30 protein-coding genes are annotated in these 26,423 nt (G+C 71.2%); 13 read left to right on the top strand and 17 right to left on the bottom strand.

Features of this window, described 5'->3' with window-relative positions; genetic code table 11:
* Positions 1-109: 109 nt before the first annotated feature.
* From AB0M59_RS08030 to AB0M59_RS08020, 3 genes are all read right to left on the bottom strand, one after another.
* A complete protein-coding gene (locus tag AB0M59_RS08030) occupies positions 110-979 on the bottom strand; it encodes a lysozyme (RefSeq protein ID WP_364610516.1) in 870 nt (289 codons plus the stop codon).
* A 188-nt stretch (positions 980-1,167) separates the two neighbouring features.
* The gene (locus AB0M59_RS08025; RefSeq protein ID WP_364610513.1) at positions 1,168-1,971 is read right to left on the bottom strand and encodes a lysozyme; all 804 of its coding nucleotides are present in this window, start codon (positions 1,969-1,971) and stop codon (positions 1,168-1,170) included.
* Positions 1,972-2,081: 110 nt separating this feature from the next.
* Positions 2,082-2,780: a type VII secretion system-associated protein gene (locus AB0M59_RS08020; RefSeq protein WP_364610510.1), complete on the bottom strand. Its 699-nt coding sequence runs from the start codon at positions 2,778-2,780 to the stop codon at positions 2,082-2,084.
* Positions 2,781-2,842: 62 nt separating this feature from the next.
* On the opposite strand from AB0M59_RS08020, the gene AB0M59_RS08015 reads away from it, so the two are divergent.
* Positions 2,843-3,223 (top strand): sterol carrier family protein, encoded by a 381-nt coding sequence (locus tag AB0M59_RS08015; RefSeq protein ID WP_364372245.1) that lies wholly within the window; start codon positions 2,843-2,845, stop codon positions 3,221-3,223.
* A 12-nt stretch (positions 3,224-3,235) separates the two neighbouring features.
* On the opposite strand, the gene AB0M59_RS08010 is transcribed toward AB0M59_RS08015, so the two are convergent.
* On the bottom strand, positions 3,236-4,033 hold the full coding sequence (locus AB0M59_RS08010; RefSeq protein WP_364610507.1) for an SAM-dependent methyltransferase: 798 nt from the start codon (positions 4,031-4,033) through the stop codon (positions 3,236-3,238).
* A gap of 200 nt (positions 4,034-4,233) precedes the next feature.
* On the opposite strand from AB0M59_RS08010, the gene AB0M59_RS08005 reads away from it, so the two are divergent.
* The 6 genes from AB0M59_RS08005 (at position 4,234) to arfB (ending at position 9,214) form a co-directional block, all read left to right on the top strand.
* Entirely contained in the window at positions 4,234-5,112 is an 879-nt protein-coding gene (locus tag AB0M59_RS08005) for a helix-turn-helix transcriptional regulator (protein ID WP_364610504.1), read from the top strand.
* A 345-nt stretch (positions 5,113-5,457) separates the two neighbouring features.
* Entirely contained in the window at positions 5,458-5,697 is a 240-nt protein-coding gene (locus tag AB0M59_RS08000) for a DUF397 domain-containing protein (RefSeq protein WP_072475608.1), read from the top strand.
* Positions 5,684-5,989, top strand: coding sequence for a hypothetical protein (locus AB0M59_RS07995; RefSeq protein ID WP_364610501.1), 306 nt, complete (start codon positions 5,684-5,686; stop codon positions 5,987-5,989). Before AB0M59_RS08000 ends, AB0M59_RS07995 begins: the two co-directional genes overlap by 14 nt.
* A 117-nt stretch (positions 5,990-6,106) precedes the next feature.
* On the top strand, positions 6,107-7,633 hold the full coding sequence (purF, locus tag AB0M59_RS07990; RefSeq protein ID WP_364610498.1) for an amidophosphoribosyltransferase: 1,527 nt from the start codon (positions 6,107-6,109) through the stop codon (positions 7,631-7,633).
* Between the two features lie 30 nt (positions 7,634-7,663).
* Positions 7,664-8,734, top strand: coding sequence for a phosphoribosylformylglycinamidine cyclo-ligase (purM, locus tag AB0M59_RS07985; protein WP_364610495.1), 1,071 nt, complete (start codon positions 7,664-7,666; stop codon positions 8,732-8,734).
* 48 nt (positions 8,735-8,782) lie between these two features.
* Positions 8,783-9,214 carry an alternative ribosome rescue aminoacyl-tRNA hydrolase ArfB gene (arfB, locus tag AB0M59_RS07980; protein WP_364610492.1) on the top strand — a complete coding sequence of 144 codons (432 nt, stop codon included), beginning with the start codon at positions 8,783-8,785 and terminating at the stop codon, positions 9,212-9,214.
* Here the strand turns inward: arfB and AB0M59_RS07975 are convergent.
* The 3 genes from AB0M59_RS07975 to AB0M59_RS07965 all read right to left on the bottom strand — a co-directional run bounded on the left by AB0M59_RS07975 (position 9,211) and on the right by AB0M59_RS07965 (position 11,969).
* Positions 9,211-9,966, bottom strand: a complete 756-nt coding sequence (locus AB0M59_RS07975) for a GNAT family N-acetyltransferase (RefSeq protein ID WP_364610489.1) — start codon at positions 9,964-9,966, stop codon at positions 9,211-9,213. The genes arfB and AB0M59_RS07975 overlap by 4 nt on opposite strands.
* Before the next feature lie 179 nt (positions 9,967-10,145).
* Positions 10,146-10,802 (bottom strand): VanZ family protein, encoded by a 657-nt coding sequence (locus AB0M59_RS07970; RefSeq protein ID WP_364610486.1) that lies wholly within the window; start codon positions 10,800-10,802, stop codon positions 10,146-10,148.
* Positions 10,803-11,063: 261 nt separating this feature from the next.
* The gene (locus AB0M59_RS07965; RefSeq protein ID WP_364610484.1) at positions 11,064-11,969 is read right to left on the bottom strand and encodes a Gfo/Idh/MocA family oxidoreductase; all 906 of its coding nucleotides are present in this window, start codon (positions 11,967-11,969) and stop codon (positions 11,064-11,066) included.
* Between the two features lie 127 nt (positions 11,970-12,096).
* Here AB0M59_RS07965 and AB0M59_RS07960 point away from each other — a divergent pair, with 127 nt between their 5' ends.
* The 4 genes from AB0M59_RS07960 (at position 12,097) to AB0M59_RS07945 (ending at position 16,477) form a co-directional block, all read left to right on the top strand.
* The gene (locus AB0M59_RS07960; protein WP_364610481.1) at positions 12,097-12,726 is read left to right on the top strand and encodes a hypothetical protein; all 630 of its coding nucleotides are present in this window, start codon (positions 12,097-12,099) and stop codon (positions 12,724-12,726) included.
* Positions 12,716-13,783, top strand: a complete 1,068-nt coding sequence (locus tag AB0M59_RS07955; RefSeq protein ID WP_364610478.1) for a CbiQ family ECF transporter T component — start codon at positions 12,716-12,718, stop codon at positions 13,781-13,783. Before AB0M59_RS07960 ends, AB0M59_RS07955 begins: the two co-directional genes overlap by 11 nt.
* Complete coding sequence (locus AB0M59_RS07950; RefSeq protein WP_364610475.1) at positions 13,780-15,378, top strand: ATP-binding cassette domain-containing protein; 1,599 nt, start codon at positions 13,780-13,782, stop codon at positions 15,376-15,378. Before AB0M59_RS07955 ends, AB0M59_RS07950 begins: the two co-directional genes overlap by 4 nt.
* 253 nt (positions 15,379-15,631) lie before the next feature.
* Complete coding sequence (locus AB0M59_RS07945) at positions 15,632-16,477, top strand: ECF transporter S component (protein ID WP_364610472.1); 846 nt, start codon at positions 15,632-15,634, stop codon at positions 16,475-16,477.
* Here the strand turns inward: AB0M59_RS07945 and AB0M59_RS07940 are convergent.
* Entirely contained in the window at positions 16,468-17,322 is an 855-nt protein-coding gene (locus AB0M59_RS07940; protein ID WP_364524236.1) for a 3-hydroxybutyryl-CoA dehydrogenase, read from the bottom strand. The genes AB0M59_RS07945 and AB0M59_RS07940 overlap by 10 nt on opposite strands.
* Before the next feature lie 118 nt (positions 17,323-17,440).
* Complete coding sequence (locus tag AB0M59_RS07935; RefSeq protein ID WP_155547992.1) at positions 17,441-17,632, bottom strand: DUF3073 domain-containing protein; 192 nt, start codon at positions 17,630-17,632, stop codon at positions 17,441-17,443.
* Between the two features lie 207 nt (positions 17,633-17,839).
* Here AB0M59_RS07935 and AB0M59_RS07930 point away from each other — a divergent pair, with 207 nt between their 5' ends.
* Complete coding sequence (locus tag AB0M59_RS07930; protein WP_364610469.1) at positions 17,840-18,736, top strand: hypothetical protein; 897 nt, start codon at positions 17,840-17,842, stop codon at positions 18,734-18,736.
* On the opposite strand, the gene AB0M59_RS07925 is transcribed toward AB0M59_RS07930, so the two are convergent.
* The 3 genes from AB0M59_RS07925 to AB0M59_RS07915 are packed head-to-tail and all read right to left on the bottom strand — an operon-like array spanning position 18,733 to position 21,417.
* A complete protein-coding gene (locus tag AB0M59_RS07925; RefSeq protein ID WP_364610466.1) occupies positions 18,733-19,668 on the bottom strand; it encodes an asparaginase in 936 nt (311 codons plus the stop codon). The two genes, AB0M59_RS07930 and AB0M59_RS07925, sit on opposite strands and share 4 nt — an antisense overlap.
* Entirely contained in the window at positions 19,665-20,228 is a 564-nt protein-coding gene (locus AB0M59_RS07920; protein WP_364610463.1) for an aerial mycelium formation protein, read from the bottom strand. The genes AB0M59_RS07925 and AB0M59_RS07920 overlap by 4 nt, the downstream gene beginning before the upstream one ends.
* 49 nt (positions 20,229-20,277) lie before the next feature.
* Positions 20,278-21,417 (bottom strand): folate-binding protein, encoded by a 1,140-nt coding sequence (locus tag AB0M59_RS07915; protein WP_364610460.1) that lies wholly within the window; start codon positions 21,415-21,417, stop codon positions 20,278-20,280.
* Between the two features lie 31 nt (positions 21,418-21,448).
* Here AB0M59_RS07915 and AB0M59_RS07910 point away from each other — a divergent pair, with 31 nt between their 5' ends.
* Positions 21,449-22,297, top strand: a complete 849-nt coding sequence (locus AB0M59_RS07910; protein WP_364610457.1) for an aminodeoxychorismate lyase — start codon at positions 21,449-21,451, stop codon at positions 22,295-22,297.
* On the opposite strand, the gene AB0M59_RS07905 is transcribed toward AB0M59_RS07910, so the two are convergent.
* The 5 genes from AB0M59_RS07905 to AB0M59_RS07885 all read right to left on the bottom strand — a co-directional run bounded on the left by AB0M59_RS07905 (position 22,276) and on the right by AB0M59_RS07885 (position 26,337).
* Positions 22,276-22,695, bottom strand: coding sequence for a hypothetical protein (locus AB0M59_RS07905; protein WP_364610454.1), 420 nt, complete (start codon positions 22,693-22,695; stop codon positions 22,276-22,278). The genes AB0M59_RS07910 and AB0M59_RS07905 overlap by 22 nt on opposite strands.
* Positions 22,696-22,793: 98 nt before the next feature.
* Positions 22,794-23,639: a biotin-dependent carboxyltransferase family protein gene (locus tag AB0M59_RS07900; RefSeq protein WP_364610451.1), complete on the bottom strand. Its 846-nt coding sequence runs from the start codon at positions 23,637-23,639 to the stop codon at positions 22,794-22,796.
* Positions 23,636-24,232 (bottom strand): allophanate hydrolase subunit 1, encoded by a 597-nt coding sequence (locus AB0M59_RS07895; protein WP_364610448.1) that lies wholly within the window; start codon positions 24,230-24,232, stop codon positions 23,636-23,638. Before AB0M59_RS07895 ends, AB0M59_RS07900 begins: the two co-directional genes overlap by 4 nt.
* Before the next feature lie 4 nt (positions 24,233-24,236).
* Positions 24,237-24,851, bottom strand: coding sequence for an FABP family protein (locus tag AB0M59_RS07890; protein WP_364610445.1), 615 nt, complete (start codon positions 24,849-24,851; stop codon positions 24,237-24,239).
* A 127-nt stretch (positions 24,852-24,978) separates the two neighbouring features.
* Positions 24,979-26,337 (bottom strand): DHA2 family efflux MFS transporter permease subunit, encoded by a 1,359-nt coding sequence (locus AB0M59_RS07885; protein ID WP_364610442.1) that lies wholly within the window; start codon positions 26,335-26,337, stop codon positions 24,979-24,981.
* Positions 26,338-26,423 lie beyond the last annotated feature (86 nt).

The following is a 26,423-nucleotide window of genomic DNA, read 5'->3' as shown; positions in this document are numbered from 1 at the left end:
CCCCAGGACGTGGTGAGCAGCATTCTGCAAGCTCGGACGGTACGGCATGAAACCGGCTCCCGGGCGCGACGACGCGAAGTCGTCACGAACCGGGAGCCGGGGGTGCGGGTCAGCCGTTGGCCAGGGCCTGGAGCCGGTCGTAGGCACCGTTGAAGGTGTCCTGGTCGAGCGGGCTCGAGGTGTACTGCCAGACGGTGTAGAAGCCCCAGTTGTAGGGCAGGGTGCCGACCGACGACGCGTAGCGCGCGACCCACAGCGGGGCCGTGCTGGCGAAGTCGGCGCCGACGCACTGGTTCCACCAGCTCGTCGACGTGTAGATCACCGGGTAGCGGCCGGTCTTGGCGTGGTAGGTGTCGTGGAAGTCGAGGATCCACGACGTCATCCCGGCCTTGCTCAACCCGTAGCAGGTCGCGCCGTAGGGGTTGTACTCCATGTCGAGGGCGCCGGGCAGCGTCTTGCCGTCGGCCGACCAGCCGCCGCCGTGGGCGAGGAAGTAGTTCGCCTGGGCGGCGCCGCTCGCCGTGTTCGGGGTCGCGAAGTGGTAGGCGCCGCGGATGAAGCCCTGGTTGTAGGAGCCGTTGTACTGCTGCGCGAAGTACGGGTTCGTGTAGCTGGTGCTTTCGGTGGCCTTGGTCCAGACGAACCGCTTGCCCTGGTTCCACCAGCTCGCCCAGTCGACGTTGCCCTGGTAGCCGGCGACGTCCATGCCTGCCACGGTGGCCAGCACCTGGCCGGGAATGGCCTGGCCGGGCTGCGGCTGCTGCGCCGCCTTCTGCGAGTCCGGGGTCGACGCGTCACCTTCGACGCGCCGGATCTGCGACCCCAGTTCGTGGTCGTGCTGTGCGATGTCCGCGTTGATCGCGGCCACGGGGTCGACTTCGGGGGAGAAGGTCGTCGCCTGGGCCGTGCTGCCGAGCAGGAGCAGCGTGGCCGGGACGACCAGGGCGGTGAACAGCCGCCCTCTTCGGGAAGTGGACATCGTTGAATCCCTTCACAGATACCCTCGCTGAGGACGGCTTACTGCAGGTAGCCGCCCGTGCACGATTGTGCGGACCAGGTGGCGGTTTGTCACTCAGTTCCGTGAAATTGGGTACACGTGTGGGTGATTTTCCCGGGAAGATGATCGTCAATCGGTTACCGGTTAACACCTATAATTCGTGAAGCCGGTCAGCCCAGCGCGAGGGCGCGCAGCCGGTCGATCGGGCCGTTGAACCAGTTCTGGTCCCCGGGCAGGGAACCGCTGTCGGCGAACTGCCAGATCGTGTGGATGCCCCAGCCGGCGGGCAGCTCGCCGATGAAGGTGTTGTAGCGGGCGATCCACAGCGGATTGCCGCCGAAGCCGCCGTTGTTCGCGGTGCAGCGCTTCCACCAGCTCGTCGACGTGTAGATCGTCGGGTAGCGGCCGGTGGCCGCGCGGTAGGTCTCGGAGAAGTCGCTGATCCAGCGGACCATCCCGGCGGCGTCCTTGCCGTAGCAGGTTTCGCCGTACGGGTTGTACTCCGCGTCGAGCGCGCCGGGCAGGGTCCGGCCGTCGGCCGACCAGCCGCCGCCGTGGGCGAGGAAGTAGCGCGCCTGCGACGCGCCGTCGGAAATGTCCGGCCGGGCGAAGTGGTAGGCGCCGCGGACCAGGCCGGCGTCGTAGGAGCCGTTGTACTGCTGGACGAACTGCGGGTTGACGAACCCGGTGCCCTCGGTCGCCTTGACGTAGACGAACTTCGCGCCCGTCCGCGCCGCGCCGGGCCAGTCGACCGGGCCCTGGTGGCCGCTCACGTCGTGCCCGAGCTCCTGGTCGTCGGTCGCGTACTGCACGCCGGGCACCGCGTCGACGCCCTCGACCTTGGCGATCTGCGAACCCGCGTAGTGGTCCTCGGCGCCCGCGTAGATGTCGGCGGCCCTGGCCGGCGCCTGCCCGGCGACGAGCAGGACGGCGGCGGCGAAGGGCAGCAGTGAACGACCTTTTACGAACGGCACAGCAGCCTCATGCTCCCCACCGGTCTCGTGAGTCTTTTCCAGCCTCACCATGCACCCGAGTCGCCGGATCGGCGACTCGGGTGGTCACCCGATGGAGTTAAAACCGCAGGTCAGTGCTGTTCGTCGGCCAGCGCCTTCAGCAAGTGTTCGGCCGGGACGACAGCCGTGATCAGGTCGTGCGGGTTGATCGCGACGGGGTGCCCGCCCAGGAGATCGACGATGTCGCGGCCGACCACGGCGCGGGCGTGCGGCCACTCGCGCGGCACCAGCGCCTTGCGGGTGTAGGCCGGCACCATGACCCGGCCGTCGGTGTTGTGGAAGCCGATCACCGTGCGCTGCACGGGCGACATCGCGTAGACGAACAGCGTCGAGTCGAGGACGACCTTCGGCAGGTCCGACGGCGGCCGGTGCTCGGTGCGGACGAGCTGCAGCAGCTGCTCGAGGTCGTTCGACGGCTCCGGGAAGCCGAGCGCCTTGGGCGAGGGCCGGTAGCGGTCGTTGGGGTGGAAGTCGGCGACGACGTCGCCCGCGCCGTTCACCGGGTAGGCGCCGACGACCGCCCACGACGGCACCGGGCCGTTCGGGTCGAAGGCCTCGTCGATGACGTAGAGCCAGCTGTCCGGGTTGGCGCGGGCGTTCGCGCGCATCTCCGCGGTGATCTCGGGGGTGCCGTGCTTGCCGGAGCGCCGCGCCTGCTGGCCGCCGCGCCGCGCGGCCCGGTTGTGCTTACTGTGCTTGCCCGGGCGATCGGGCCCGCTTCCGGTGGGCTGCTGCGAAACCATCCGATCCGCCTCGTCCCGCTGCGCCATCTACATCCCCACGTTCTCGGGTGTGCCTGAAAACTCTTGGTGCGCCACTCTACTGTTTGCCCATGGCCTCTTCGCGTTCGGTCGACCCCGGACAGTTACGTGCGGCGGTGCTGGCGATTTCCGCGTGGCTGCAAGGCGACGCGCCCGATCCGGCGCGGCCGGAACTGGCGGCGGCGGTCCGGCTCAGCCTGCGCGCGCTCGCGGCCGACGCGCCGGGCCGCACGGTCGAGGTCCGCGTGCCGCCGTTCGCGGCGGTGCAGTGCGTGGACGGCCCGCGGCACACCCGCGGGACTCCGCCGAACGTGATCGAGACCGACCCGCGCACGTGGCTCGAACTGGCCACCGGCCGGTTGGACTGGACCACGGCGGTGGCGGACGGCCGGGTGTCCGCTTCGGGCACCCGGGCCGACCTTTCCCACTGGCTGCCCCTCGTCCGCCTCTGACGGACGGGGTGCCTACGGCTTGCGGCCGACGCCGCCGGAGATGGTCCGCTGCGCGACGTTGAGCTCCTTGAGGCGCGGGCCGTCCGGCCACCAGTCGGCGCACAGCGTCACGCCGGGTTCGACCATTTCGAGGCCGGGGAACAGCGCCTCGATCTCCTTCTGCGTCCGGAACGTGCCGGAGCCCATCGGGCTGTGCAGGAAGAAGTCCTCCATGCGGCGCGCGGTCGCGGAGTCCTCGTTCTCGGGGTCGGAGAAGTGGCTGAGCCCGACGAAGGAACCGGACGGCAGCGCGTCGACGTACTCCCGCATGATCTGGGCCGGCCGGTCGTGGTCGCCCTTGAAGTGGTGCAGCGTGCCCATCTGCAGCAGCACGAGCGGCTGCGTGAAGTCGATGTGTTCGCGGACGACCTCGTTCTCGAGGATCCGCTGCGGCTCGAAGATGTCTTCGGCGACGAAGTGGGTGTGCTCGTTCTCTTCGAGCAAGGCGCGGCCGTGCGCGAGGACCACCGGGTCGTTGTCGACGTAGACGACCTTGGTCTCCGGGTTGATCCGCTGGACGACCTGGTGGGTGTTCTCCGCCGTCGGCAGGCCGGATCCGAGGTCGAGGAACTGGGTGATGCCGGTCTGGCTGGCGAGGAAGCGGCACGCGCGGATGAGGAAACCGCGGTTTTCGAACGCGAGGTCCTGGGCCTCCGGCGCGGCCTGCTGCACCTTGTGCAGCACCTCGCGGTCGATCTCGTAGTTGTCCTTCCCGAGCAGGAAGGCGTCGTACACGCGCGCGATGCTCGCTCGGGTCGGGTCGACCCCCACGGGAACTCGTTCGGTCCGGGTCGCGGCGTCGGGCATCTTGAACCTCGCAAGTTCTGTGTCGAAAGTCTCGTACTCTACGTAGAGTAGGCCGACGCGCGCATGGGGTAAACCGGGTCACCTCTTTGCGCAGGACGGCTTAGCGTGTACTTTCGGTAGTCGGGCTAGAACCCCCTGGTGACGTGAGCGCGGAAGGTCCGGGAATGAACGCGGTGAACGCGTCCGCAGGAGAACAGAACATCGGCCCCACGGCGCGCCGCATGATCCTGGGCTCGCAGCTGCGGCGACTCCGTGAAGAGGCCGGCATCACCCGGCAGCAGGCCGGGTACAACATCCGCGGGTCCGAGTCGAAGATCAGCCGCCTGGAACTGGGCCGCGTCGGCTTCAAGGAACGCGACGTCACCGACCTGCTGACGATGTACGGCGTCGACGACTCGACCGAGCGTCAGACGTTCCTCGAGATGGTCAAGCAGTCGAACGAGCCGGGCTGGTGGCGGCGCTTCGGCGACACGATGCCGAACTGGTTCACCGACCTCGTCGGCCTCGAAGAAGCTGCCGCGCGGATCCAGATCTGGGAGCCGCTGTACGTCTCGGGGCTGCTGCAGATCGAGGGGTACGCGCGGGCGATCTTCAGCCACGGCCGCCCGGAGATGGCCGACGAGCGCGTCGACCAGCTGGTCGCGCTGCGCATGCGGCGGCAGAAGATGTTCAGCAGGCCAGACGCGCCCCGTGTGTGGATGGTGCTCGACGAGTCCGTCCTGCACCGGCCGATCGGCGGGATGAAGGTGCTCAAGCAGCAGATCGAATACCTGCTGGAGATGAGCGCGCTGCCGCACGTGTCGGTGCAGATACTCCCCTTCTCCCGCAGCGGGCTGTCCGCGGAGCACGCGTTTTCGCTGCTGCGGTTCGGCGAACCGGAACTGCCGAACATCGCGTACGTCGAGTACCTGACCGGCGCGCACTACATCGAGAAGCGCGAAGAGATCGAGAAGTACAGCCGCTCGCTCGACATGCTGGCGGTCGATTCCGAGACGCCGGAGCGGAGCCGCGCTCTGCTCGCGAAACGGCGCGCCGAGATCTGAGCATCGCCGCGGCGCGTCGGCCTTCGCGACCAGGCCCGTGAACCGGTTTACCGGCGCCGACGTGTTCCCGGTAGGTGGTCACCGGCGGTGTCCGTGGTCCGCGGATAAGTCCTGGCCATGCCCCGGTGATCGGTGACTACTCGTAGTTGTTCACCCATTAGGGTTGCTAACTATCACCCGATAGGTTAACCGTGACCTGGTGATTCTTTACCGTCCGAGAACTTTGCAAGAAATTCTGCACGTGCATTTACCGTTGCAGGCACACGTGCTAGCCTCCGATACGCGGGCAAATGCACATGCAGATGCAGTGGCCCCGGAAGATTTTCCGCATCGAGAGGTGGGACCATGGCAGAGCGATTCGAGAACGGCATCCCGGCCGATCGGCTGTCCGGTGCCGAGTGGCGCAAGGCGAGCTACAGCGGCGCCGTCGGCAACTGCGTCGAGGTCGCACCGTTGTCGAGCGGCGAGATCGCGATGCGCAACTCGCGGTTCCCGACCGGCCCGGCGCTCGTCTACACGCGCGCGGAGATGGCGGCCTTCCTGGCCGGTGCCAAGGACGGTGAATTCGACGATGTCCTCGGCTGAGGCCGTCGCCCCCGTCTTCGACATCGAGACCGGACTGCAGGAACTGGTGGCTCGCGGCTACCAGTTCGTCCACCCCGCCGACGAGCGCGGTGAGGTTCTCGCTGTCGTCGGTGTGCGGGTGCACGATGACGTGGTGGACGTCGTCCGGCTCAACGCCGAAGACGACGTCGTGGCGACCCGGATGCCCGGTACCGAAGACAACATCTTCGAGCCGGAGCGCTGGTTGTGGCGCCGCCGCGGTGAAGGTGCCCAAGTGCTCTCGGAGATTCTCTCGCTGCCGGATGCTTGCTAGGCATGCAGACTTCAGGCCCTGTCCGAAGTGGTCAGTACCACGTCGGGCGGGGCCTGACTCATGTCCGCACCGTCTACACTGAAATCGGCCTGACCACGTCTTCCCAGGAGCTCCTCGGTGGTTTCCGACCCGCAAGTCGTGTCCGACCAGCCCGACCCGGAACCCCGTGAGGAGTGTGGCGTCTTCGGCGTCTGGGCTCCCGGGGAAGAAGTCGCGAAGCTGACCTACTACGGCCTCTACGCCCTGCAGCACCGGGGCCAGGAGGCCGCCGGCATCTCCGTCTCCGACGGCTCGCAGATCGTGGTCTTCAAGGACCTCGGCCTGGTCAGCCAGGTGTTCGACGAGCAGATCCTGCAGTCGCTGCAGGGGCACATCGCCGTCGGGCACTGCCGGTACTCGACCACCGGCGCCACCATCTGGGAGAACGCCCAGCCGATCTTCCGCACCACCGCGACCGGTAGCGGCCTTTCCTTCGCGCACAACGGCAACCTCGTCAACACGGCCGAGCTGCGCGAGCGCACCATCGCCGCCGGGCTCAAGCCGCACGCGGGCCTCACCGGCTCGTCGAGCGACTCCGACCTGATCTGCGGACTGCTCGCGGCGAACGCCGCCGACAAGGGCATCGAAGCCGCCGCGATGGACCTGCTGCCCACGCTCAAGGGCGCCTTCTGCCTGGTCTTCGCCGACGAGAACACGCTCTACGCGGCGCGTGACCCGCACGGCGTGCACCCGCTGGTGCTCGGCCGGCTCGAGCGCGGCTGGGTCGTCTCGAGCGAGACGGCGGGCCTCGACATCGTCGGCGCGTCCTTCGTCCGCGAGGTCGAGCCCGGCGAGCTCATCGCGATCGACGCCGCGGGCCTGCGCTCCTCCCGGTTCGCGAACCCGGATCCCAAGGGCTGCGTCTTCGAGTACGTCTACCTCGCCCGCCCCGACACCACGATCGCCGGGCGCGGGGTGCACGCCACGCGCGTCGAAATCGGCCGCCGGCTCGCCTCCGAGCAGCCGGTCGAGGCCGACCTGGTCATGCCGGTGCCGGAGTCCGGCACGCCGGCCGCCATCGGCTACGCCCAGGGTTCCGGCATTCCCTACGGCACCGGCCTGGTGAAGAACGCCTACGTCGGGCGCACGTTCATCCAGCCGTCCCAGACCATCCGCCAGCTGGGCATCCGGCTCAAGCTGAACCCGTTGCGCGACGTCATCCGCGGCAAGCGCCTGGTCGTGGTGGACGACTCGATCGTCCGCGGCAACACCCAGCGCGCGCTCGTCCGGATGCTGCGGGAGGCCGGCGCGCTCGAGGTGCACGTCCGGATCGCGTCGCCGCCGGTGCGCTGGCCGTGCTTCTACGGCATCGACTTCGCGTCGCGGGCCGAGCTGGTCGCGAACGGCGTCGACCTCGACGGCATCCGGCGCTCGATCGGGGCCGACTCCCTGGGCTACATTTCCCTGGACGGCCTGGTCGCGGCCACGGAACAGCCGAAGTCGCGGCTGTGCACGGCGTGCTTCTCCGGCGAGTACCCGATCGCGCTCCCGGAGGACGCGCTGATCGGGAAGCACCTGCTCGAAAGCCTCGACTCGGTCAATGGCGCAGCGACCCCGGTCAGCTCCGCCGGGTACGGTGCCGAAGACGCCGTCCGGCGTCCCTAGCAGTTCCTTCCAGTAGGGAGTCCTTCCACCGTGAGCGAGTCCACGAGCGCCACGTACGCCGCCGCCGGCGTCAGCATCGACGCCGGCGACCAAGCCGTCGAGCTGCTCAAGCCGCACGCCGAGCGGGCCACGCGCCCCGAGGTCATGGGCGGCGTCGGCGGTTTCGCCGGGCTCTTCTCCCTGAAGCTCGACAAGTGGAAGGAGCCGGTGCTCGCGTCGTCGACCGACGGCGTCGGCACCAAGATCGCGGTCGCGCAGGCGCTGGACAAGCACGACACGGTCGGCATCGACCTGGTCGCCATGGTCGTCGACGACCTCGTCGTGACCGGTGCCGAGCCGCTGTTCCTGCAGGACTACATCGCGGTCGGCAAGGTGCACCCGGAGAAGATCGCCGCGCTGGTCGGCGGCATCGCCGAAGGCTGCGTCCGGGCCGGCTGCGCGCTGCTGGGCGGCGAGACCGCCGAGCACCCGGGCCTGATGGGTGAGCACGACTACGACATGTCGGCCACCGGCGTCGGCGTCGTCGAGGCGTCCCAGCTGCTTTCGCCGGAGAAGGTCCGCCCGGGCGACGTCGTGCTCGCGCTCGGCTCGTCGGGCCTGCACTCGAACGGCTACTCCCTGGCCCGGCACGTGCTGCTGGACATCGCGCGGATGCCGCTCGGCGGGCACGTCGAGGAGTTCGGCCGCACCCTCGGCGAGGAGATGCTGGAGCCGACGCGGATCTACGCCAAGGACTGCCTCGCGCTCGCGGCCGAGACCGAGGTCCGGACGTTCGCGCACATCACCGGCGGTGGCCTGGAGGCGAACCTGGCCCGCGTCATGCCGCGCGGCCTGGTCGCCCGGCTCGATCGCGGCACCTGGAGCCCGGCGCCGGTGTTCGCGCTGATCGGCCAGCGCGGCAAGGTCGAGCGGGCCGAGCTGGAGAAGACCTTCAACATGGGCGTCGGCATGGTCGCGATCGTCGGCGCCGAAGACGTCGACCGGGCGCTGGCCATGCTGACCGCGCGGCACCTGCCGGCGTGGGTGCTGGGTGACGTCCAGCCCGCCGGCGACGTCGACGGCCCGCGGGCGATCCTTTCCGGCGATCACCCGCGCTTTTGACGGCGTCCTTCGAAGAAGCCACTTGATCGCGGCTGTCACACTGGTGACATGGCAGCCGAAGACGTGGTGATCGGCTCCCGGTTCACGATCCCGGGGGCCGAGTTGAGCGAGCGCTTCTCGCGCTCGTCCGGCCCGGGCGGCCAGGGCGTGAACACCACTGATTCCCGGGTCGAGCTGTCGTTCGACGTCGCCGCGTCGCCGTCGATCCCCGAGCACCTCCGCGATCGGGTGCTGGCCGGGCTCGGCGCCAGGCTGGTCGACGGCGTCCTGACGATCGCGGCGAGCGAACACCGCTCCCAGTTGCAGAACCGGGAAGCCGCGCGGGGCCGCCTGGCCAACCTGCTGCGCGACGCGTCGGCGCCGCCGCCCGCCAAGCGGCGCCCCACGAAGCCGTCTCGGGGTTCGAAGGAGCGCCGCCTGGCGTCGAAGAAGCGCCGGAGCGACGTGAAGCGGGGCCGCTCCGGCCGCATGAACGACTAGCTCAGCGACAGGTGCACGCACTCGCCCGCCGGCTGGTAGCCGACGCGCGCGTAGATGCGCCCGATCCCCAGGTCACCGGGGGTCAGGAACGCGGTGTGCGCGCCCTTCGCGTGCGCGTCCCGGGTGAGGAACGCCGTGATCGCGGCCGCGAGCCCGCGCCCGCGGTGGGTGTCGAGGACACCGATGCCGGCGATCTCCGTGGTGCCGTCGACGATTTCGAGCGCGACCCCGCCGCCGACGACCTCGCCGGTGGCCAGGTGCTCGACGAGCGCGGACACGACTCCGGCCGCTTTGCTCTTCTTCGCCTTCTCGACGTCTTGGTCGGTGACTTCCCCGTCCGGTTCGCCGTACGCCTGGTTCTGCGCGGCGCGCATCCGCCGGTAGTCCTCGTCGGACTTCGGTTCGCGCACGGCATAACCGTCCGGGGCGGGGTGGTCGACGAAGCCGGCTGGGGAACAGGTCATCAGCGGCACCCGGCGCTCGAGCCCGTACCCCGCCTCGACCAGCAGGTCCTCCAGATCGGGAGCGACGTCGGTGAAGTACTCGAGCCGCGGGAGCAGGTCCCGCCGCCGGAACGCCTCGGTCAGGGCGCCGATCTCTGTGGCCGTCGGCTTCGCGCCGTCCTCCGGGATCGCGTAGTTGAGCATGGGATGGGCCGTGCCGGGCGAGTAGGTGGCCAGGAAGGGGCCGACCTGCTCGGTGTTCCGGCCGCGCGGCGCCGTCTTGCGGACATAGGTCTGGATAGCGGACATCGCTGGGTTGGAGCCTCTCGAGAGCATGTCAAGGAGCCGCAGCCCCGGACGGGCATGCGGGCGGAACGCTGGGCGTCGGGCCTAGCGGGGGCCGACGCCGGAGGCGGCGCCAGGCATAGGCGGTCATTCCTTGACTCGAAGGGACTCTCCCGGCCATTTTGGCACGGTCCGCAAGCGGATTACTGGCGTTCTTGGTGCGCGATGGCCGCGTAGCGGGTGTCCCAGACCGAGCGCGGGACCCGCATCCTGAGCGTCGGGGCCTCGCAGATCGTCCGGCGTTGCGCCGGGATGGTGGCGGGCACCGGCGGTGGCGGATCGAGCGCCCGCCACCCACGGCGGCTGAGGGCCGCGCCGAGCGTCGCGCCCGCCGTGTTCAGCAGGACGTCGTCGGTCGAGGTCACCCGGCCGGTGTGGATCAGATATTGCGTACCTTCCACCAGCACGGACGCGACGAGGGCGGCCAGCGCGATCCGCACCAGCGTGCGCAGGCGGCGGATCCTCAAAGGCAGCAACGCACCGAGCGGACACAGCAGCAGGACGTTGCCGATCACCTGCCAGAGTGATCCGTCGTCGCCGACCGCCGCCGTGATGTCGGCGCCCGGAACGAGGTCGAGCGTGCTCTCGCCGGAGGTGCCGACCGGCATCGTGACCAGGCACAACACCAGGAACGCGACGAGGAACGCGGCGCTGTCGACGCCTGCTGTCGCGGTCGCGTAGCGGGCGGGAAGTCTTCGCCGGCGCCGCGCGGCGAGCAGTGGCCAGCCGATCAGCGCGTACGGCAGCGCGATGGCCGAAATCGGAATCATCCCCCAGAAGGCGCGCAGCAGGGCATCCATGCGCCTCCTCTCTCGAACCCCTGAAGATCTTCGATGCGCGGTGGCCCTCCCAAGATCACCTTCGCATCGCAAGATCGACTCGGCAGTCCGAGCGGGCCGCACTATTCGGTGATCTTTCCGGTGGCGGCGTTTGTCTTTCCGTGGTTCGGTCAGGAGGCGCACTGTCCACAGTGGAGGCTGTGGACAACCCTGTGGATGAATTCGGGGAGTTTGTGAAGAAGCCTTACTTCACAACGTAAACCCGCGATGTGGGCCTGTGTACTACTCGGCCAGCTTCCGGGCCTGCTCGAGGAGATTCTGCAGGTGCAGGCCACGGCGGACGTCGCAGGGGTGCGTCGTGGTGCCGCTGGCGATCATCGCCGCGAAATCGTCCAGGAGCGCGGTGTAGGACTCCTGCGCGGAGCCCGGTTTGCGCCCGAGTGTCCGGTAGCCGTGCTGTCCCCAGACGGCGACCTCGACGACGGTCGGCTGCACGGGCAGCCGCAACGACAGCGTCGCGGTGCTGACCACGCCGTTCTCGTGCGCCAGCATCAGGTGCCAGAGGTCGCCGGGGCTCTGCCGGGCCGCCACCACCTCGGTGATCGGGCCGAGCGCGGCGTCCAGCATGTCGAGCGCGTGCGGGCCGATGTCGAACAGCGCGCCGCCGTCGTCCTGGCGCCACTCCGACACCGCGTACTGGCCGCCGAGCAGCGCGCCGGACAGCCAGCGCGCACCGCCCCCGGCCCAGCCGCCCGCCTGGGCGAGGCCGGCGAGCCACTCCTGCGTCTGCGCCGAGTACCGCAAGGTCAGCACCACGAGCGCGGCGACGTCGGCGGCCGCGACGGCGTCGGCCAGCCGCCGTGCACCGGCGAGGTCGGCGGCGATCGGCTTCTCCAGGATCAGGTGCTTCCCGGCTTCGGCCGCGCGCACACCCAGCTCGGCCTGGATCGACGGCGGAACGGCCAGCGCGACCGCGTCCACCTGCTCGAACAGCTCCTCGACGCTGCTCGCGGTGGCCGCGCAGTGCGTGTCCGCAAGCGTTTGCGCGGCTTCGGGCCGCCGGGCCCAGACCGCGGTCAGCGCCGTGCCGGGGTGATCCGCCAGGCCGGGCGCGTGGATGGTCGTCGCCCACGGGCCGGCGCCGATGAGGCCGACGCGCAGCTGTCCGTCCGCGATGAGCTGTCCCACGGCCCGCAGTCTAGGTGTGTCGGTGACCAGCCGGGGCTGCGCCCCGGGCCGGGGGCTCCGTCACCCGGAACCCCCGAGCGATCTGTGTCGCGCCGGAAGCGCCTCCGCCGCTGGTTAAGGTTCTTGCATGATCGCCGCTCGCTTCGCCCGTTTCTCCGCCGTCTGCGCCCTGCTGCTGGGCGCTTGCCTCACCGGGGCCGCGCCCGCGTCGGCGACGGGCACCGAGGGGTCCTGCACCGAGGGCGCGGGGGTGACGGTGGTCGTCGACTTCGGCGACCTGGGGCCGCAGCCGCTGATCCGCTGCGCCCCCGGCACGCCCGCGAACGGCATCGCGGCCCTGCAGGAGGCCGGCGTCGACGTCGCCGGTTCGCAGAAGTACGGCCTGGCCGTGGCCTGCCGGATCGACGGCAAGCCGGGTCCGGACGTCGAGTCGTGCGCGGGGATGCCGTCGGCGACGGCGTACTGGAGCTACTGGCACGCGTCGGCCGGCGGTGCCTGGGAGTCGAGCCAGGAAGGTGCGCAGACGTCGAAGCCGATTGCGAACGGCTTCGAAGGCTGGGCGTTCGCGCGGCCGAAGTCGGCGACCGACCTGCCGACGCCGCCGAAGGTGGCGCCGGTGCGCCAGGCTGCTTCGCCGGCGCCCGCTCCGGCGACCGAAAGCAGCTCGTTTCCCTGGGGCCTGGTCATCGGAGCCGTCGTGATCGTGCTGGTCGCCGGCGCCGGAATCGTCGTCGCCCGTCGCCGGCGTGCGCAGTAGGGCGCTGCACCCCGGCGCCTGGTGGGTCTGGGCGCTCGCGCTGGCCGTCGCTGCCAGCCGGACGACGAACCCGCTGCTGCTCGGCCTGATCATCGCCGTCGCGGGGTTCGTCGTCGCGAGCCGCCGGAGTGACGCGCCGTGGGCGCTGGCGTTCCGGCTGTACGCCTACGTCGGCGCGCTGATCGTCGCGACGCGCGTGCTGTTCCGGATCCTGGTCGGCGGCGAGGACGGCGGGCACGTGCTCCTCGCGCTGCCGCGGATCCCGCTGACTGCCGGGCTGTCCCTGCTCGGGCCGACGTCGGCGGAGGCGCTGCTCGGCGGGTTCTACGACGGCCTGCGGCTGGCGACGATGGTCGTCTGCGTCGGCGCGGCGAACGCGCTGGCCAACCCGAAACGCCTGCTCAAGGCGGTTCCCGGCGCGCTGTACGAGGTGGGCACGGCGGTCACGGTGGCCCTGACGGTGGCACCGCAGCTCGTCGAGAGCGTCCAGCGCGTGCGACGGGCCCGGCGGCTGCGGGCGGGGCGGACTCGCGGGCTGCGGGCGGTCAAGGGCATCGTGGTGCCGGTGCTGGAGGACGCGATGGACCGGTCGCTGCGGCTCGCGGCCGCGATGGACTCCCGGGGCTACGGGCGCCGGGCCTACCTGAGTCCTGGCGTGCGGGCGCTGATCGCTTCTTGTGTCCTGTTCGGCCTGGCCGGCGTGTGCGTCGGCGTCTACGGCGTGCTCGACGGGACGTCATCGTGGCTCGGCGTGCCGCTGCTGGCCGTGGGGCTGGTGGTGGCGGTGGCCGGGTTCGTCTTCGGCGGCCGGCGCGTGCGGCGGACGGCGTACCGGCCGGACCCGTGGCGGTGGCCGGAGACGCTGGTCGTGCTCGCCGGAGTCGGGTCGTGCGTTTCGCTCTTCCTTTCCGCTCAGGTCGATCCGGGGAACCTGTACCCGTCGTTGAGCCCGTTGCGGTGGCCGGAGGTCTCCTTGGTCCACGTGGTTTCCCTGCTCATCGCGGTGCTGCCCGCGTTCGTGGCGCCTCGCCCGCCGTCGTCGGAGGTCGTCCGGTGATCGAGTTCTCGCGGGTCACGGTGACCTACCCGGACGCGTCGCGGCCGGTGCTTTCGGACGTCTCGCTGCTGGTCGAGGAGGGCGAGCTGTGCCTGGTCGCGGGGCCGACCGGGGCCGGCAAGTCGACGTTCCTCGGCGCGATCAACGGGCTCGTCCCGCACTTCACCGGCGGCCGCCTCGCCGGCCGGGTGCTGGTCGGCGGGCTGGACACTTCTTCGTACCCGCCGCGTGAGCTGGCTTCGGTCGTCGGGGTCGTCGGGCAGGACCCGCTTTCGGGGTTCGTGACCGACACCGTCGAGGAGGAGCTGGCGTACGCGATGGAGCAGCTCGCGGTCGCGCCGGACGTCATGCGCAAGCGCGTCGAGGAAACCCTTGACCTGCTGGGCATCGCGGAGCTGCGCCACCGTCCACTTCGGACTTTGTCGGGCGGCCAGCAGCAGCGCGTCGCGATCGGCTCGGTGCTGACGGCGCACCCTTCGGTCGTCGTGCTCGACGAGCCGACGTCGGCGCTGGACCCGACGGCGGCCGAGGACGTGCTGGCGGCGATCACCCGGCTGGTGCACGACCTCGGGACGACGGTGGTCGTCGCGGAGCACCGGATGGAGCGGGTGGCGCAGTACGCGGACCGGGTGCTGTACCTGCCGGGCGACGGTTCGGTGCGCTCCGGCCCGCCCGCGGAGATCTTGGCGACGTCGTCGATCGCACCGCCGATCGCCGAGCTGGGACGGCTGGCGGGGTGGTCGCCGTTGCCGCTGTCGGTGCGGGACGCGCGGCGGGTCGCGGGACCCTTGCGCTCGCGACTTTCGAAATTGTCGGTGGTGGGTTCTACCCTCTCGGTGACCGGTCGAGCACTGGACGTGAGAGGGGTGGTGGTCCGATACGGAGATGTCCTGGCGGTGCGCGGGGTGGACCTGCGTGTCGGGCAGGGGGAAGTGGTCGCGCTGATGGGACGCAACGGCTCCGGCAAGTCGTCGCTTCTCTGGGCGGTGCAGGGCAGCGGTCCGAGGTTGGCGGGGAAGGTCGACGTCGGTGGCGCGGATCCAGCGTCGCTCAAGCCACGAGTGGCCCGTCAGCGCGTCGGGCTGGTTCCGCAGACCCCGGCCGACCTGCTGTACCTCGATTCGGTCGACGCCGAGTGCGCACAGGCCGACACCGAATCCGAGGTCGCGGCAGGAACGGCCCGGGGCATACTGGACCGGCTCGCCCCCGGGATCGCCGGTGCAGCGCACCCCGGCGATCTGTCCGAAGGGCAGCGACTGGCGCTGGTGCTGGCGATCCAGCTGGCGTCGGCCCCGCCGGTCGTGCTGCTCGACGAGCCCACCCGCGGCCTGGACTACCACGCGAAACGGCGCTTCGCGGCGACCCTGCGAGAGCTGGCCTCGCAGGGCCACGCGGTAGTGCTGGCCACGCACGACGTCGAGTTCGTGGCGACGGTGGCGCACCGCGTGGTGGTCATGGCCGAGGGAGAGGTGGTCGCGGACGGCCCGACCAAGGAGGTGATCGTCGCATCGCCGGCGTTCGCCCCGCAGGTGGCGAAGATCCTGGCCCCGGAGCGGTGGCTGACGGTGGACGAGGTCGCGGAAGCGTTGGCATGAGGACGGAGGAGGAGGGAGGGGGCGGGGGCGGGCGGGCGGGGATCCCCCGGACCGGTGGTGCCCGGCACTCGAGTGGCGCGGAGTTCGGCGAGGTCCCCCGGACCGGTGGTGCCGGCCTGCCTGGTGCAGCACGCCGCTCCGGCTCGCCCAGCGCGCGGCAGCTCCGCGGCGGCTCGTCGGCGAGCACGACCCGCCACCGGCTGCGCGGCTCTAGCCCGCAGCTGGCGCGCGGACCGGCGTCGGGAGACTCGGCATGACCGACTTCCTCCGCCCACCCCGTGCCGTCCGCATCAGCCTTCAGCCTGCCCTGGTGCTCGGCACCGCCACCATCCTCGGCCTCGCCATGTTTTGCTGGCCCCTCCTCGCGCACCCCGCGCCGAGCGAAGCCGCGCACACCGCCGACGCGCCGTTCGTGTTCATGGCGACCCTGCCGGTGCTGATCCTCGTCGTCCTCGCCGAACTTTCCCGCGGGGGCATCGATGCCAAGGCGCTCGCCCTCCTCGGCGTGCTCTCGGCGGTCAACGCCGGACTGCGGCCGCTGGGCGCCGGGACCGGGGGCATCGAGCTGGTGTTCTTCCTGCTCGTGCTCGCCGGGCGGGTGTTCGGGCCGGGCTTCGGGTTCGTGCTCGGCTCGACGTCGCTGTTCACGAGCGCCCTGCTCACCGCCGGGGTCGGGCCGTGGCTGCCGTTCCAGATGCTCGCGTCGTCGCTCATCGGGCTCGGTGCCGGGCTGCTGCCGCGGAAACCGCGCGGGAAGGCGGAAATCGCTCTGCTCGTGGCGTACGGCGTCTTCGCGGCCTACTTCTTCGGGCTCCTCATGAGCTTGTGGTCGTGGCCGTTCCTCGCGGGCACCGGCGTCGGCGCCACCGCGGGACTCGGGTTCGTCCCCGGCGCGCCGCTGCTGGACAACCTCCAGCGGTTCGCGGTGTTCACCGTCCTGACGTCGACCCTAGGCTGGGACACCGGCCGCGCGATCACCAACGCGGTCGCGATCGTCCTGCTGGGGCCGGCCGTCCTGGCGGTGCTGCGGCGCGCCGCCAGGCGAGCGGCCTTCGACGCTCCCGTGAGCTTCGACCAGCCGGAAACCCGTCAGCCGTAGGAGTAGAAACCCCGGCCGGTCTTCTTGCCCAGCAGGCCCGCGTCCACCATGCGCAGCAGCAGCGGCGGCGACGAGTACAGCGGCTCCTTGAACTCCGCGTACATCGAGTCCGCGATGGCCTTGATCGTGTCCAGCCCGATCAGGTCGGACAGGCGCAGCGGGCCCATCGGGTGGGCGGTGCCCAGCTCCATGCCGCGGTCGATGTCCTCCGCCGACGCGAAGCCCGACTCGATCATGCGGATCGCCGAGAGCAGGTACGGCACCAGCAGCGAGTTCACGATGAACCCGGCGCGGTCCTGCGAACGGATGACGGTCTTGCCCAGCGCCGTCGTCGCGTGCTCCTCGGCGCGGCGGGCCGTCTCCTCGCTGGTCAGCAGCGAAGGGACCAGCTCGACCAGCGGCAGCACCGGCACCGGGTTGAAGAAGTGGATGCCGACCACCTGCTGCGGCCGGCTCGTCGCCATGCCCAGCTTCATGATCGGGATCGACGACGTGTTGGACGCGAACAGGGCGTCCTCCGCCTCGACGATCTTGTCGAGCTGGCGGAAGACGTCGACCTTTGCCTGCTCCTGCTCGAGGATCGCTTCGATGACCAGGTCGCGGTCGGCGAACTCGGCGATGTCCGTCGTGAAGCGGAGGCGGCTCAGCGCCGCCTCGGCGTCTTCGGGAGAGAGCTTGCCGTTCTTGACGCCGCGTTGCAGCGACTTCTCGATCCGGGCCTTGCCCGCGTCGAGCGCCGGCTGGTTCACCTCGGTGACCACGACGTCCACTCCGGACCGGGCGTGCACCTCGGCGATGCCGGACCCCATGAGGCCCGCCCCGACGACTCCAACCCGACTTACCACCGGCTCACTCCTTCATCGGCTTCGCAGCCCCGCTTGGCACCACAAAGTGGGCAGCACACAGCGCGCGAGGGCGGTCGCCGGGTGGTGCCCGGCTCTGCCCTCGCGCGGTTACGCGTGCTCAACGACGGTACTCGCCGTACCCGTCGTCGTACGGGTCGTCTTGATCATCGCTATCGGCTTCCTCGTAGTGACCACTAGAGGAACCAGTCGACAGCTCGCGCTGCAAAGCATCGAAGTCGGTCTCGTGCGAGCTGTACTTGAGCTCGCGCGCCACCTTCGTCTGCTTGGCCTTAGCCCGGCCGCGCCCCATGGCTCGACCCCCTCGCACAGGGGCGGGGCGGCCGGGGGAATCGGCGGCCCCGCATCGTCTCGACAATTCTTTCCTGCTCACACCGTACCGTGTCCGGGGGGTTCGATGCGACGTGGCACGGTGTGCCGGTGGCGACAGTGTCCGCCGGACGCCGGTTACCGGCCGGTCGGTGGCGATCGGCGCAGGTAGGCGTGCCACGATCTACTCGTGCTCCGTCCCTTCGTGGCCTACTTGCGGGTGTACGAGCCCCTGCTCGCCCTGGGTGATCCGCCGGACGAACGGCTGCGTGCGGCCGTCGCGGCGACCAAGCTGCGGCGGACCGACGCGGGGGCGCGAGAGCAGGCCATGTGGCTCAAGTCACAGGTCGCCGCACCAAGGCGGCTGCTGCCCGCCGAGCTCGCCGACGGGCGTCCCGCACCGAGCCTGCTGACCGATGTCCTGGTGCTCACAGCCGATGACGTGCCGGAGGGCAAGGCCGGGCACGGGCCGTTCGTGTGCCCGCTGGAACTGCGGGCCCGCTCGGCCGCCGCGCTGGTCACCTTCCTCGGCGACGCGCACCCGGCGCTGAAGAACGTCGTCCTCGACGAAGGCGGCTTCACCCAGGAGACGATCCGCGCGCGGACGAAGTCGGCGATGGCGGACCTGAGCACGTCGGCGGCGCACACGCTGTCGACGACCTGGACCGTCCCGCTGCCGTGGTTCGTGCTGATCGACCCGGACGAGCGGCGGCTGGTGCTCGGCAGCGGCCGCGACGACCCGAAGCGCGAGGTCTCCTGGCGCGCCACCCTCGCCGACGCGCAGCACCGGGCGCGCGAGGCCGGCGAGCTGCTGGAGCAGACGTTCGGCGACTCCGGGCCGGGCCGCGTGCTGTACGAGACGCGGCGGTGGCTGGACAACTTCCACCCGGATTCGGTGGTCGAGCTCGACTACGGCGGGCTGGTGCAGCTGTTCACGGATCCGATCCTGGAGGCCGACAACACCGCCGACGAGGTGCACGACATTCTCGACGCGCTGCGCTCGGGCAACGTCGAGGAGCTGGCCGAGCTGTTCTCCGACCTGCGGGAGTTCTGGGGCGACCTGGCGTCCCGCGAACGCTCGAACTAGCCGCGCAGCTCCGGGACCCGCACTTCGCCCACCGGCTGCCCGCCGCCGAGCACCGAGCCGTGGGCCAGGCCCTCGAGGCTCGAAACGTCCACGCCCAGGTACCGCAACGCCTCGACCGCCAGCGGCGCGCACGCCCGCTTGTTGCCGTCGTCGATCTTCAGCGCCATCGCGAACCCGTCCGGGAGCGCGAACGCGTGGACGCCCTCCGCGCCGCCCTTCGACACCAGACCGTCCACGGCGGACATCAGCTCCGTGTCCTCGCGGCCGGTGCCCGCGACCAGCCACGGGTGCGCCCGCATGGCCGAGCGGACCGCTTCCGACGGTCCGGATGCGGTGAGGGCCACCCGGCCGAACGCGCGGGCCAGCCCGGTCAAGGAGAACGCGAAGAGCGGCGCGCCGCAGCCGTCGACTCCCGTGTGGGCGATCGGCTCGCCCGTCAGCTCCGCGACGACCGCCGCGATCGCCTGCTGCAGCGGGTGGTCCGGGGACTCGTAGCCGGACGTCGGCCAGCCGGCGCGGACGCACGTCGTCAGCATCGCCGTGTGCTTGCCCGAACAGTTCATCATCACGCGCCGCGGCTCGGCGGCGTCGCGCATGCTCGGCACGTGCAGCGGGAAGTCGGGCGGGCACGCGAGGTCCTCTTCGTGCAGGCCGGCCGCGTCGAGCAGCTCGAGGACCCGCTTGACGTGCATGGGCTCGCCGGAGTGCGACGCGCACGCCAGCGCCAGGTCCTCGCCCGTGAAGTCCAGGCCGGAACGCAGCATCCCGACGGCCTGCAGCGGCTTGTTCGACGAGCGCGGGAAGACCGGGGAGACGACGTCGCCGAGGGCCAGGCGCGCGTCGCCTTCGGGGCCGGTGATCACGAGCGCGCCGCGGTGGACGCTCTCGACGAAACCGGAACGGACGACTTCGGCGAGGACGGGGTTCGTCACTCGCCGTGCCCGCCTTCGCTCTCCAGCAGCTCGTCCACAGTGGCCGAACCCTGCTGGTAGCGCTTCGCGATCTCCGCGTTGAACGTGTCCATCACGCCCTGGACCTCGCGCCGGAAGGACGAGACCGACAGCTCTTCGCTCGCGTAGGTGTCCAAAGCGGAGGCGAGCTTCTCGTCCGTCAGGGACTCGACGTCGGTCAGGTCGGTGTCGCCGATCAGGGCCTCGGCGTGCCGGCGGTGCTCGCCGGCCCGCGACGGCTCCAGCTGCTGATGACGTCCGGAACCGGCGGCCGGCCCCAGCGCGTTGTCCGCGAGGATCGTGGCCAGCTGGTCGACGATGCTCGACTCGCCGCCGGAGGTGCGCCGCGCCTGCTCGGCGCGCACGATGTCGATCCGGGCGTGCAGGAGCCGGCGCAGGTAGGACAGGTCCGTCTCTTCCTGCGCGGCTTCGTCGCGCCGCTCGCGCAGCACCTTCAGCGGCAGTTCACCCAGGCCGCTGAGGTACCCCGGGCCGAGCACGCGGTCGATCCGCCGCCTGCCGCCGGGCCGCACTTCGATCACAGCGCAGTTTATCCCGGTTGGGCGTGATCTCGCTGTCAGGGGCTTTCGTTCAGCCACGAAGTTGCGCCGCGGCCGCGCGGCCCGGCGCGGGCTGCTCCGACGGGACGGAGTCGGGGTCGATCGCCGCCTGGACGAGGTGGTCTTCGGAGCCGGTCAGCAGCTCCGCGCCCACCGGAGTAGACCGCTTGACCAGCGCCAACGCGATCGGCCCGAGCTCGTGGTGCTGGATCACCGTGCCGATCCGGCCGACGGTCCGGCCGTCGAGCAGCACCGGGTCGCCGGTTTCCGGCGTCACCTCGGGCGAACCGTCCAGGTGCAGCAGGAGCAGGTTCCGCGGCGGACGTCCCACGTTGTGGACTTTCGACACCGTTTCCTGGCCGCGGTAGCAGCCCTTGGCGACGTGGGCGGCCGAGCCGACCCAGTTCACCTCGTGCGGGATCGTGCGCTCGTCGGTGTCCACCCCCAGCCGCGGCCGCAGCGACTCGACGCGCAGCGCGTCGAACACCCAGCTGCCGGCCGCGCGGGCGCCCGCGTCGGTGAGCCGCTTCCACCAGGTGGCCAGGTCGGCGCGCGGCACCGCCAGGTCGACGCTGTTCCGGCCGGGCCACGGCATGCGCCGCGCGAAGCCGGCGCCCGGCAGCGCCGCGACCGCGTACGGCTCCGGGCCGACCTCGGCGCCGGCCGCGCTCAGCACGCGCTCGGCGTCCGGGCCGAGCACGGTGAGCAGCGCGAGCTCTCCGGTCGCGTCGCGGATGTCCACCTTGGACCAGAACTTCATGGCTTCGAGGTATTCGCGCAGCGTCTGGGGGCCGCCCTTGGGCAGCGCGCTGGTGACGCTCGGGCCCGGGTCGGTGTCGAGGTACACGGTGCCGTCGAGGTGCGCGAGGACCATGTGCGTCTCGACGCGGCCCTGGCTGTCGAGCACCAGCGCCTCGGTGCCGGTTCCCTCGGCCAGCTCGGTCACGTGCTGCGAGATCACCAGGTGCAGCCACGAAAGCCGCTCTTCCCCGGTGACGGCGAGGAACTCGCGGTGCGACCGGTCGATCACGACCGCGCCGCGCGACGCCGTGCGCTGCTCCGCGAAGGGGTCTCCCCAGTGCCAAGGCACTCCGGCCTCGGGAAGGGCGGTGTCCGACTCAGGCGGCGGAATGGATCCGGGCACGTCCAGCAGCGGCGAGCGGTACGGCATACCGCCCAGCCTAGGTGAGTACCGTGGCGGCATGCGCGTGCTCGTCTTCCTCGACGGAACCCCGGCCGACCCCGACACCGCCCAGATCAAGGTCGACGACCTCGGTCTGATGCGCGGCGACGGTGTCTTCGAGACGATCCTGGTCGTCGACGGCAAGCCCCGCGAACTGCGTCCGCACCTCGAGCGGCTGGCCCGCTCGGCCGCCATGCTCGACCTGCCCGAGCCCGACCTGAGCGCGTGGGAACGCGTCGTTTCGCTGGTGCTCGAAAGGTGGGCCGGCAGCCCCGAGATGGCCCTGAAACTGGTGTACACCAGGGGTTCCGACGGCGACCCTGGCGCCGCGCCGACCGGGTTCGCGCTCGGCTCCGAGGTCTCTCCGGCGATCTTGCGAGCCCGTGCCGAAGGCGTCGCCGCGATCACCCTCGAACGCGGTTTCCCGTCCGACCTCGCCGAGCGCGCGCCCTGGCTGCTGCTCGGCGCGAAGCCGTTGTCGTACGCGGTGAACATGGCCGCGGTGCGCGAAGCCGGCCGCCGCGGCGCCGACGATGTGATTTTCACCGCCACCGACGGATCGGTGTTCGAGGGGCCGACGTCGACCGTGGTGCTGGCGAAGGGCCGGACGCTCTACACGCCGCCGTCGAGCATCGGCATCCTGCCGGGCACGACGCAGGCCGCGCTGTTCCGCGGGGCGGAGAAGGCGGGCTGGGCGGTCAAGGTCGAGCCGCTGACCGTGCGCGACCTCGTCGAGGGCGACGGCGTCTTCATGGCTTCGAGCGTGCGCAAGCTGACCCGGGTGCACACCCTGGACGGCGAACGGCTGCCCGACGCGTCCGCGGTCTACGGCGAGCTGGTGGCGGCCTACGAAAGCGAATACGCCTGAGTGATCCGCACGATCGCCGGCGCGACCTCTTCGGCGCGGTAGGCGGCGATCTTGTGGTGCCCGTCGATGATCAGCTCGCGGTCGCCGTCGGCCAGCACGACCGCGACCGGGCGGTGGCCGGTGCGGATGGCGGTCCGGTAGTAGCCGACGCGGGCTTCGTCGGACGGCGGCCAGACGTCGGTGGGGGTGAGCAGCTGGTCGTCGGGCAGCCGTTCCGGGCCGCTCACGCGGTAGTCGCCGTCGACGAGCAGGTCGAGGACCGGGCCGAGCGTGGTGGCGAGCGGGCGGCGCAGCTGACCGGTGGCCAGCGCGATCCGCAGCGACTGCGGCAGCTCCGCGCGCATCCGCGCGTTCACGTCGAGGAAACCCGTGCCACCGCTGATCGTCACCTGTTCCACGCCTAGAAGGACGGGCGGCGGCGCGACATGGTTCCAGTCCCTACCCGGACGGGTGCACGGCGTGACCCGGGTCTCACTCGCGTGGCGGTACAGGACTTTCAGGACATCCGGAACCGCACCCGGGTGCCCGGCCGGGCCTGCGCGAGCGCACTCAGCGCGGCCGGCCGCACGACGGCCGCGACGGGGTAGCCGCCGGTGGTCGGGTGGTCGGCGAGGAACACCACCGGCAGCCCGTTCGGCGGGACCTGGATCGCGCCCGTGAGGACGCCTTCGCTCGGCAGTTCGCCTTCGATGGCCCGGCGCAACGGTGTCCCGTCGAGGCGCAGGCCGACGCGGTTCGACTCGGCCGTGACCGTCCACCACGCCGAGAGCCCGCCGGCCGGGTCGTCGAGCCAGTCGTCGCGGGGGCCGAGCGTCACGGGCACCACGAGTTCGCCCGGCGCCGGGACGGGGACGACGACGTCCGCGCCCACCGGGATCCCGGGCTCGCCGAGCGGAAGCACCTCTCCGCCCCGCAGCGGTGCGGGTCCGATGCCGGACAGGACGTCGCGCGAGCGGCTGCCCAGCACCTCCTCCACGGCGATTCCGCCGGACACCGCCAGGTAGCAGCGCAATCCGGTCGAGGGTGTGCCGACCGACAACGTCTGGCCGCTGCGGACCGGTACCGGCGTGTGGGAGCCGAACGAGCGTCCGTCGACCCGGACGTCGACCGCCGGGCCGGTGACCGCCGCCGTCACCGTGGTCGTGAACCGCACCGACAGACCGCCGAGCAGCGCTTCGACGCCAGCGGCGTTCTCGGCGTTGCCCACCAGGCGGTTCGCCAGCCTCAGCGACACCGTGTCGAGTGCTCCCGAAGGCGCCACGCCGAGGTGCGCGTAGCCGGGCCGGCCCAGGTCCTCGACCAGCGCGTACCGCCCGGGGTCGAGGACCTCCAGGGACCTCATCGGACGGCCCGGAAGCGGACGCGGTCGCCGGGCGCGAACAGGGCGGGCGGGTCGGCGTGGGGGTCGAACAGCGTCGCCGAAGTGTGCCCGAGCAGCCGCCAGCCGCCCGGCGACTCGCGCGGGTAGACGCCGGTGAACTCGCCCGCCAGCCCCACCGACCCGGCCGGGACACGGGTGCGCGGGGACTCCAGCCTCGGCTGCCGCAACGGCGACGGAAGTCCCGTCAGATAGCCGAATCCGGGCGCGAATCCGGTGAACGCGACCGTGTAGACGGCTTCCGTGTGGAGCGAGACGACGGCGTCCGCGGAGATTCCGGCGTCTGAAGCCACGAGGTCGAGGTCCTCGCCGTCGTAGCGGACGTCGAGGGTGACTTCACGCGGCTCGCCGGCGGGCGGGTGCGTCAGGTCGGCGTCGTCGAGCAGGGCCTTGACGGCGGCCACTCCGCCGATCACCAGCAGGCTGCGCGCGCCGGGAACGAGGTCGACGACGCCTTCGGGGCGGGCGGCGGACACGGTCGCGTGGGCCGCCCGCATCTGCTCGAGCGAGTCGCAGTCCAGCAGGGCGGCGTCCTCGCCACAGCGCCGCCAGCGCACGGCGTCAGCCGACGACGCGGCGCAGCAGGGCCGAGGAGTGCGGCTGCATCTCCTGGCCCACCATCGCGCGTTCCTCGACGTAGCCGAGGGAGCCTTCGATCAGGCCGTACAGCCGCTGGGCCGCGGTGACGTCCTTCGCTGTGGCCGTGCGGATCACCGCGTCGGTGCCGAGCTCCCAGGACGTCTGGTTGCGCGGCTTGCCGTAGTACAGCTCGACGATGCCGGTGTTGTGGGTGAGCAGCAGCTCGATCGTGTCGTCCGCCTGCGGCCGCCAGAACCCGGACTCGCGGGCGGCGGGGCGGATGACGTTGCCGTCGTCGTCCAGCAGCCACGCGCGGGACTCGTGGACGAGAAAAGGACGGCCGTCGTGGGAGATCGTCAGCTGCTGCGCGAACTTGCGCGGGCCTTCGATGGTCGGGTAGTCGACCTCGCCCTCACCGCGCCAGACGCCGACGAGCGGTAGCAGCGCGAGGCAGGCGTCGTTGAGGTCCGGCCCCTCACGCAGGTTCGCGGTGTCGTTCGGGATGGGCAGGTCGTCCCACAGCGGGAGGTTGCGCGCGCGAGTGCTCTCCGCGCGGATCTCCGCTGCCACGATGGCGTCGTCGCCGCTGGCACTCATGGGTCAGCGCTGGTCCGCGTACAGGCGGTAGACGACGTACACGGCGAACCAGGTGATCGCGACGCCGGCCAGCACCAGCAAGGTCGTAAACAGAGCTTCCACGCCCAGCAGGATAGTCCGCCGCCGCTCACCGGGCCCGGCGCAGGGTCGCCGCGGTGAGCACGGTCACCGCCAGCAGCACGACGCCGGACACCCCCATCGCCGCGTGCAGGCCGCTCGGCAGCGTCGAACCCCGGGCCAGCAGCGCGCCGAGCGCGGCGACGCCGAGGGCGGTGCCGGTCTGGCGGGCGGCGTTGACCGTCGCCGACGCGATCCCGCTGCGGTTGCCCGGCAGCCCGGCCAGCCCGACGATGTTCGACGGCGTCACCGACAGCCCGACCCCGGCGCCGGCCAGCGCGAACGCGATCGCCACCAGCCAGTACGGGCTGTCCGCGCCGAGCACGAGGAACGCGAAGGAGCCGACGGCCGCGACGAAGTAGCTGACCGGCAGCAGCCGCTCCGCGCCGTAGCGCGCAGAGAGCCGGCCGGCGGTGAAGGCGGCGGCGACGTTCGCCAGCACGTACGGCAGCATCTGGACGCCCGCCTCGGTCGCCGTCGCGCCGCGGGCCTGCTGGAGGTAGACGCCGATCAGGAACACCGCCGGATAGGCCGCGAAACCGAGGCTCCAGGCGGCGAAGATGGCCACGGAGAACCGCGTCCGGGCGAACAGCCGTACCGGCAGCATCGGGTGCGGCACGCGCAGTTCGACGACGATGAAGGCGGTCAATGCGGCTAGTCCGAGGGCCCCGGTGACCAGCACGGACGGGCTCATGCCGAGCCGCCCGGCTTCGATCACGGCGAACGTCAGCAGGCCGATCCACAGGGCCCCGAGCACCTGCCCGGTCAGGTCGAGCGCGCCGTGCGCCGGGTCGCGGGACTCGGTGATCCCGCGGCGGCCCACGGCGACCGCGACGAGCCCGATCGGCACGTTGATCAGGAAGATCGACGGCCAGCCGAAGGCGTCCGTCAGCGGGCCGCCGATCAGCGGGCCGAGCACCAGCGCGCAGCCCGCGACGGTGCCCCACAGGCCCATCATCCGCGCCCGCTCGGCCGGCCCGGGGAACGCGTGCGCCAGCAGGGCGACCGAGCCCGGAATGACGGCGGAGGCGGCGAAGCCCTGCACGATCCGGGCGGCGACCAGCAGTTCGAGGGTCGGCGCCAGCGCGCAGCCGACCGAGGCGACCGTGAACAGCGTCAGCCCGGTCAGGTAGACGAGCTTGCGGCCGTAGCGGTCGCCGAGCGTGCCGCCGGAGAGGATCACGGCGGTGAGCGCGACGGTGTAGCCGTCGATGATCCACTGCAGGCCGCTGAAGCTCGTGCCCAGCGTCCGTTGCATGGTCGGCAGCGCGACGCTCACGACGCTGACGTCGAGCAGGGCCATGAAGCTGCCCAAGAACACGGCGGCCAACAGGCCCGCGCGGCGCGCCACAGGAGCGGTGAGGGTCACCTGGACAAGCTTGCGACCTCCACCCGGCTCGAGGTCAACTCACCGCATGCTTTCGGCCCGGACCACGGCGATCGGCGCGGCGCGGT

It is taken from the genome of Amycolatopsis sp. NPDC051371, from assembly GCF_040682155.1.
Lineage (GTDB): Bacteria > Actinomycetota > Actinomycetes > Mycobacteriales > Pseudonocardiaceae > Amycolatopsis.
The sequence above is the reverse complement of the archived record's forward strand: the minus strand, read 5'-3'. Positions and strand labels throughout refer to the sequence as shown.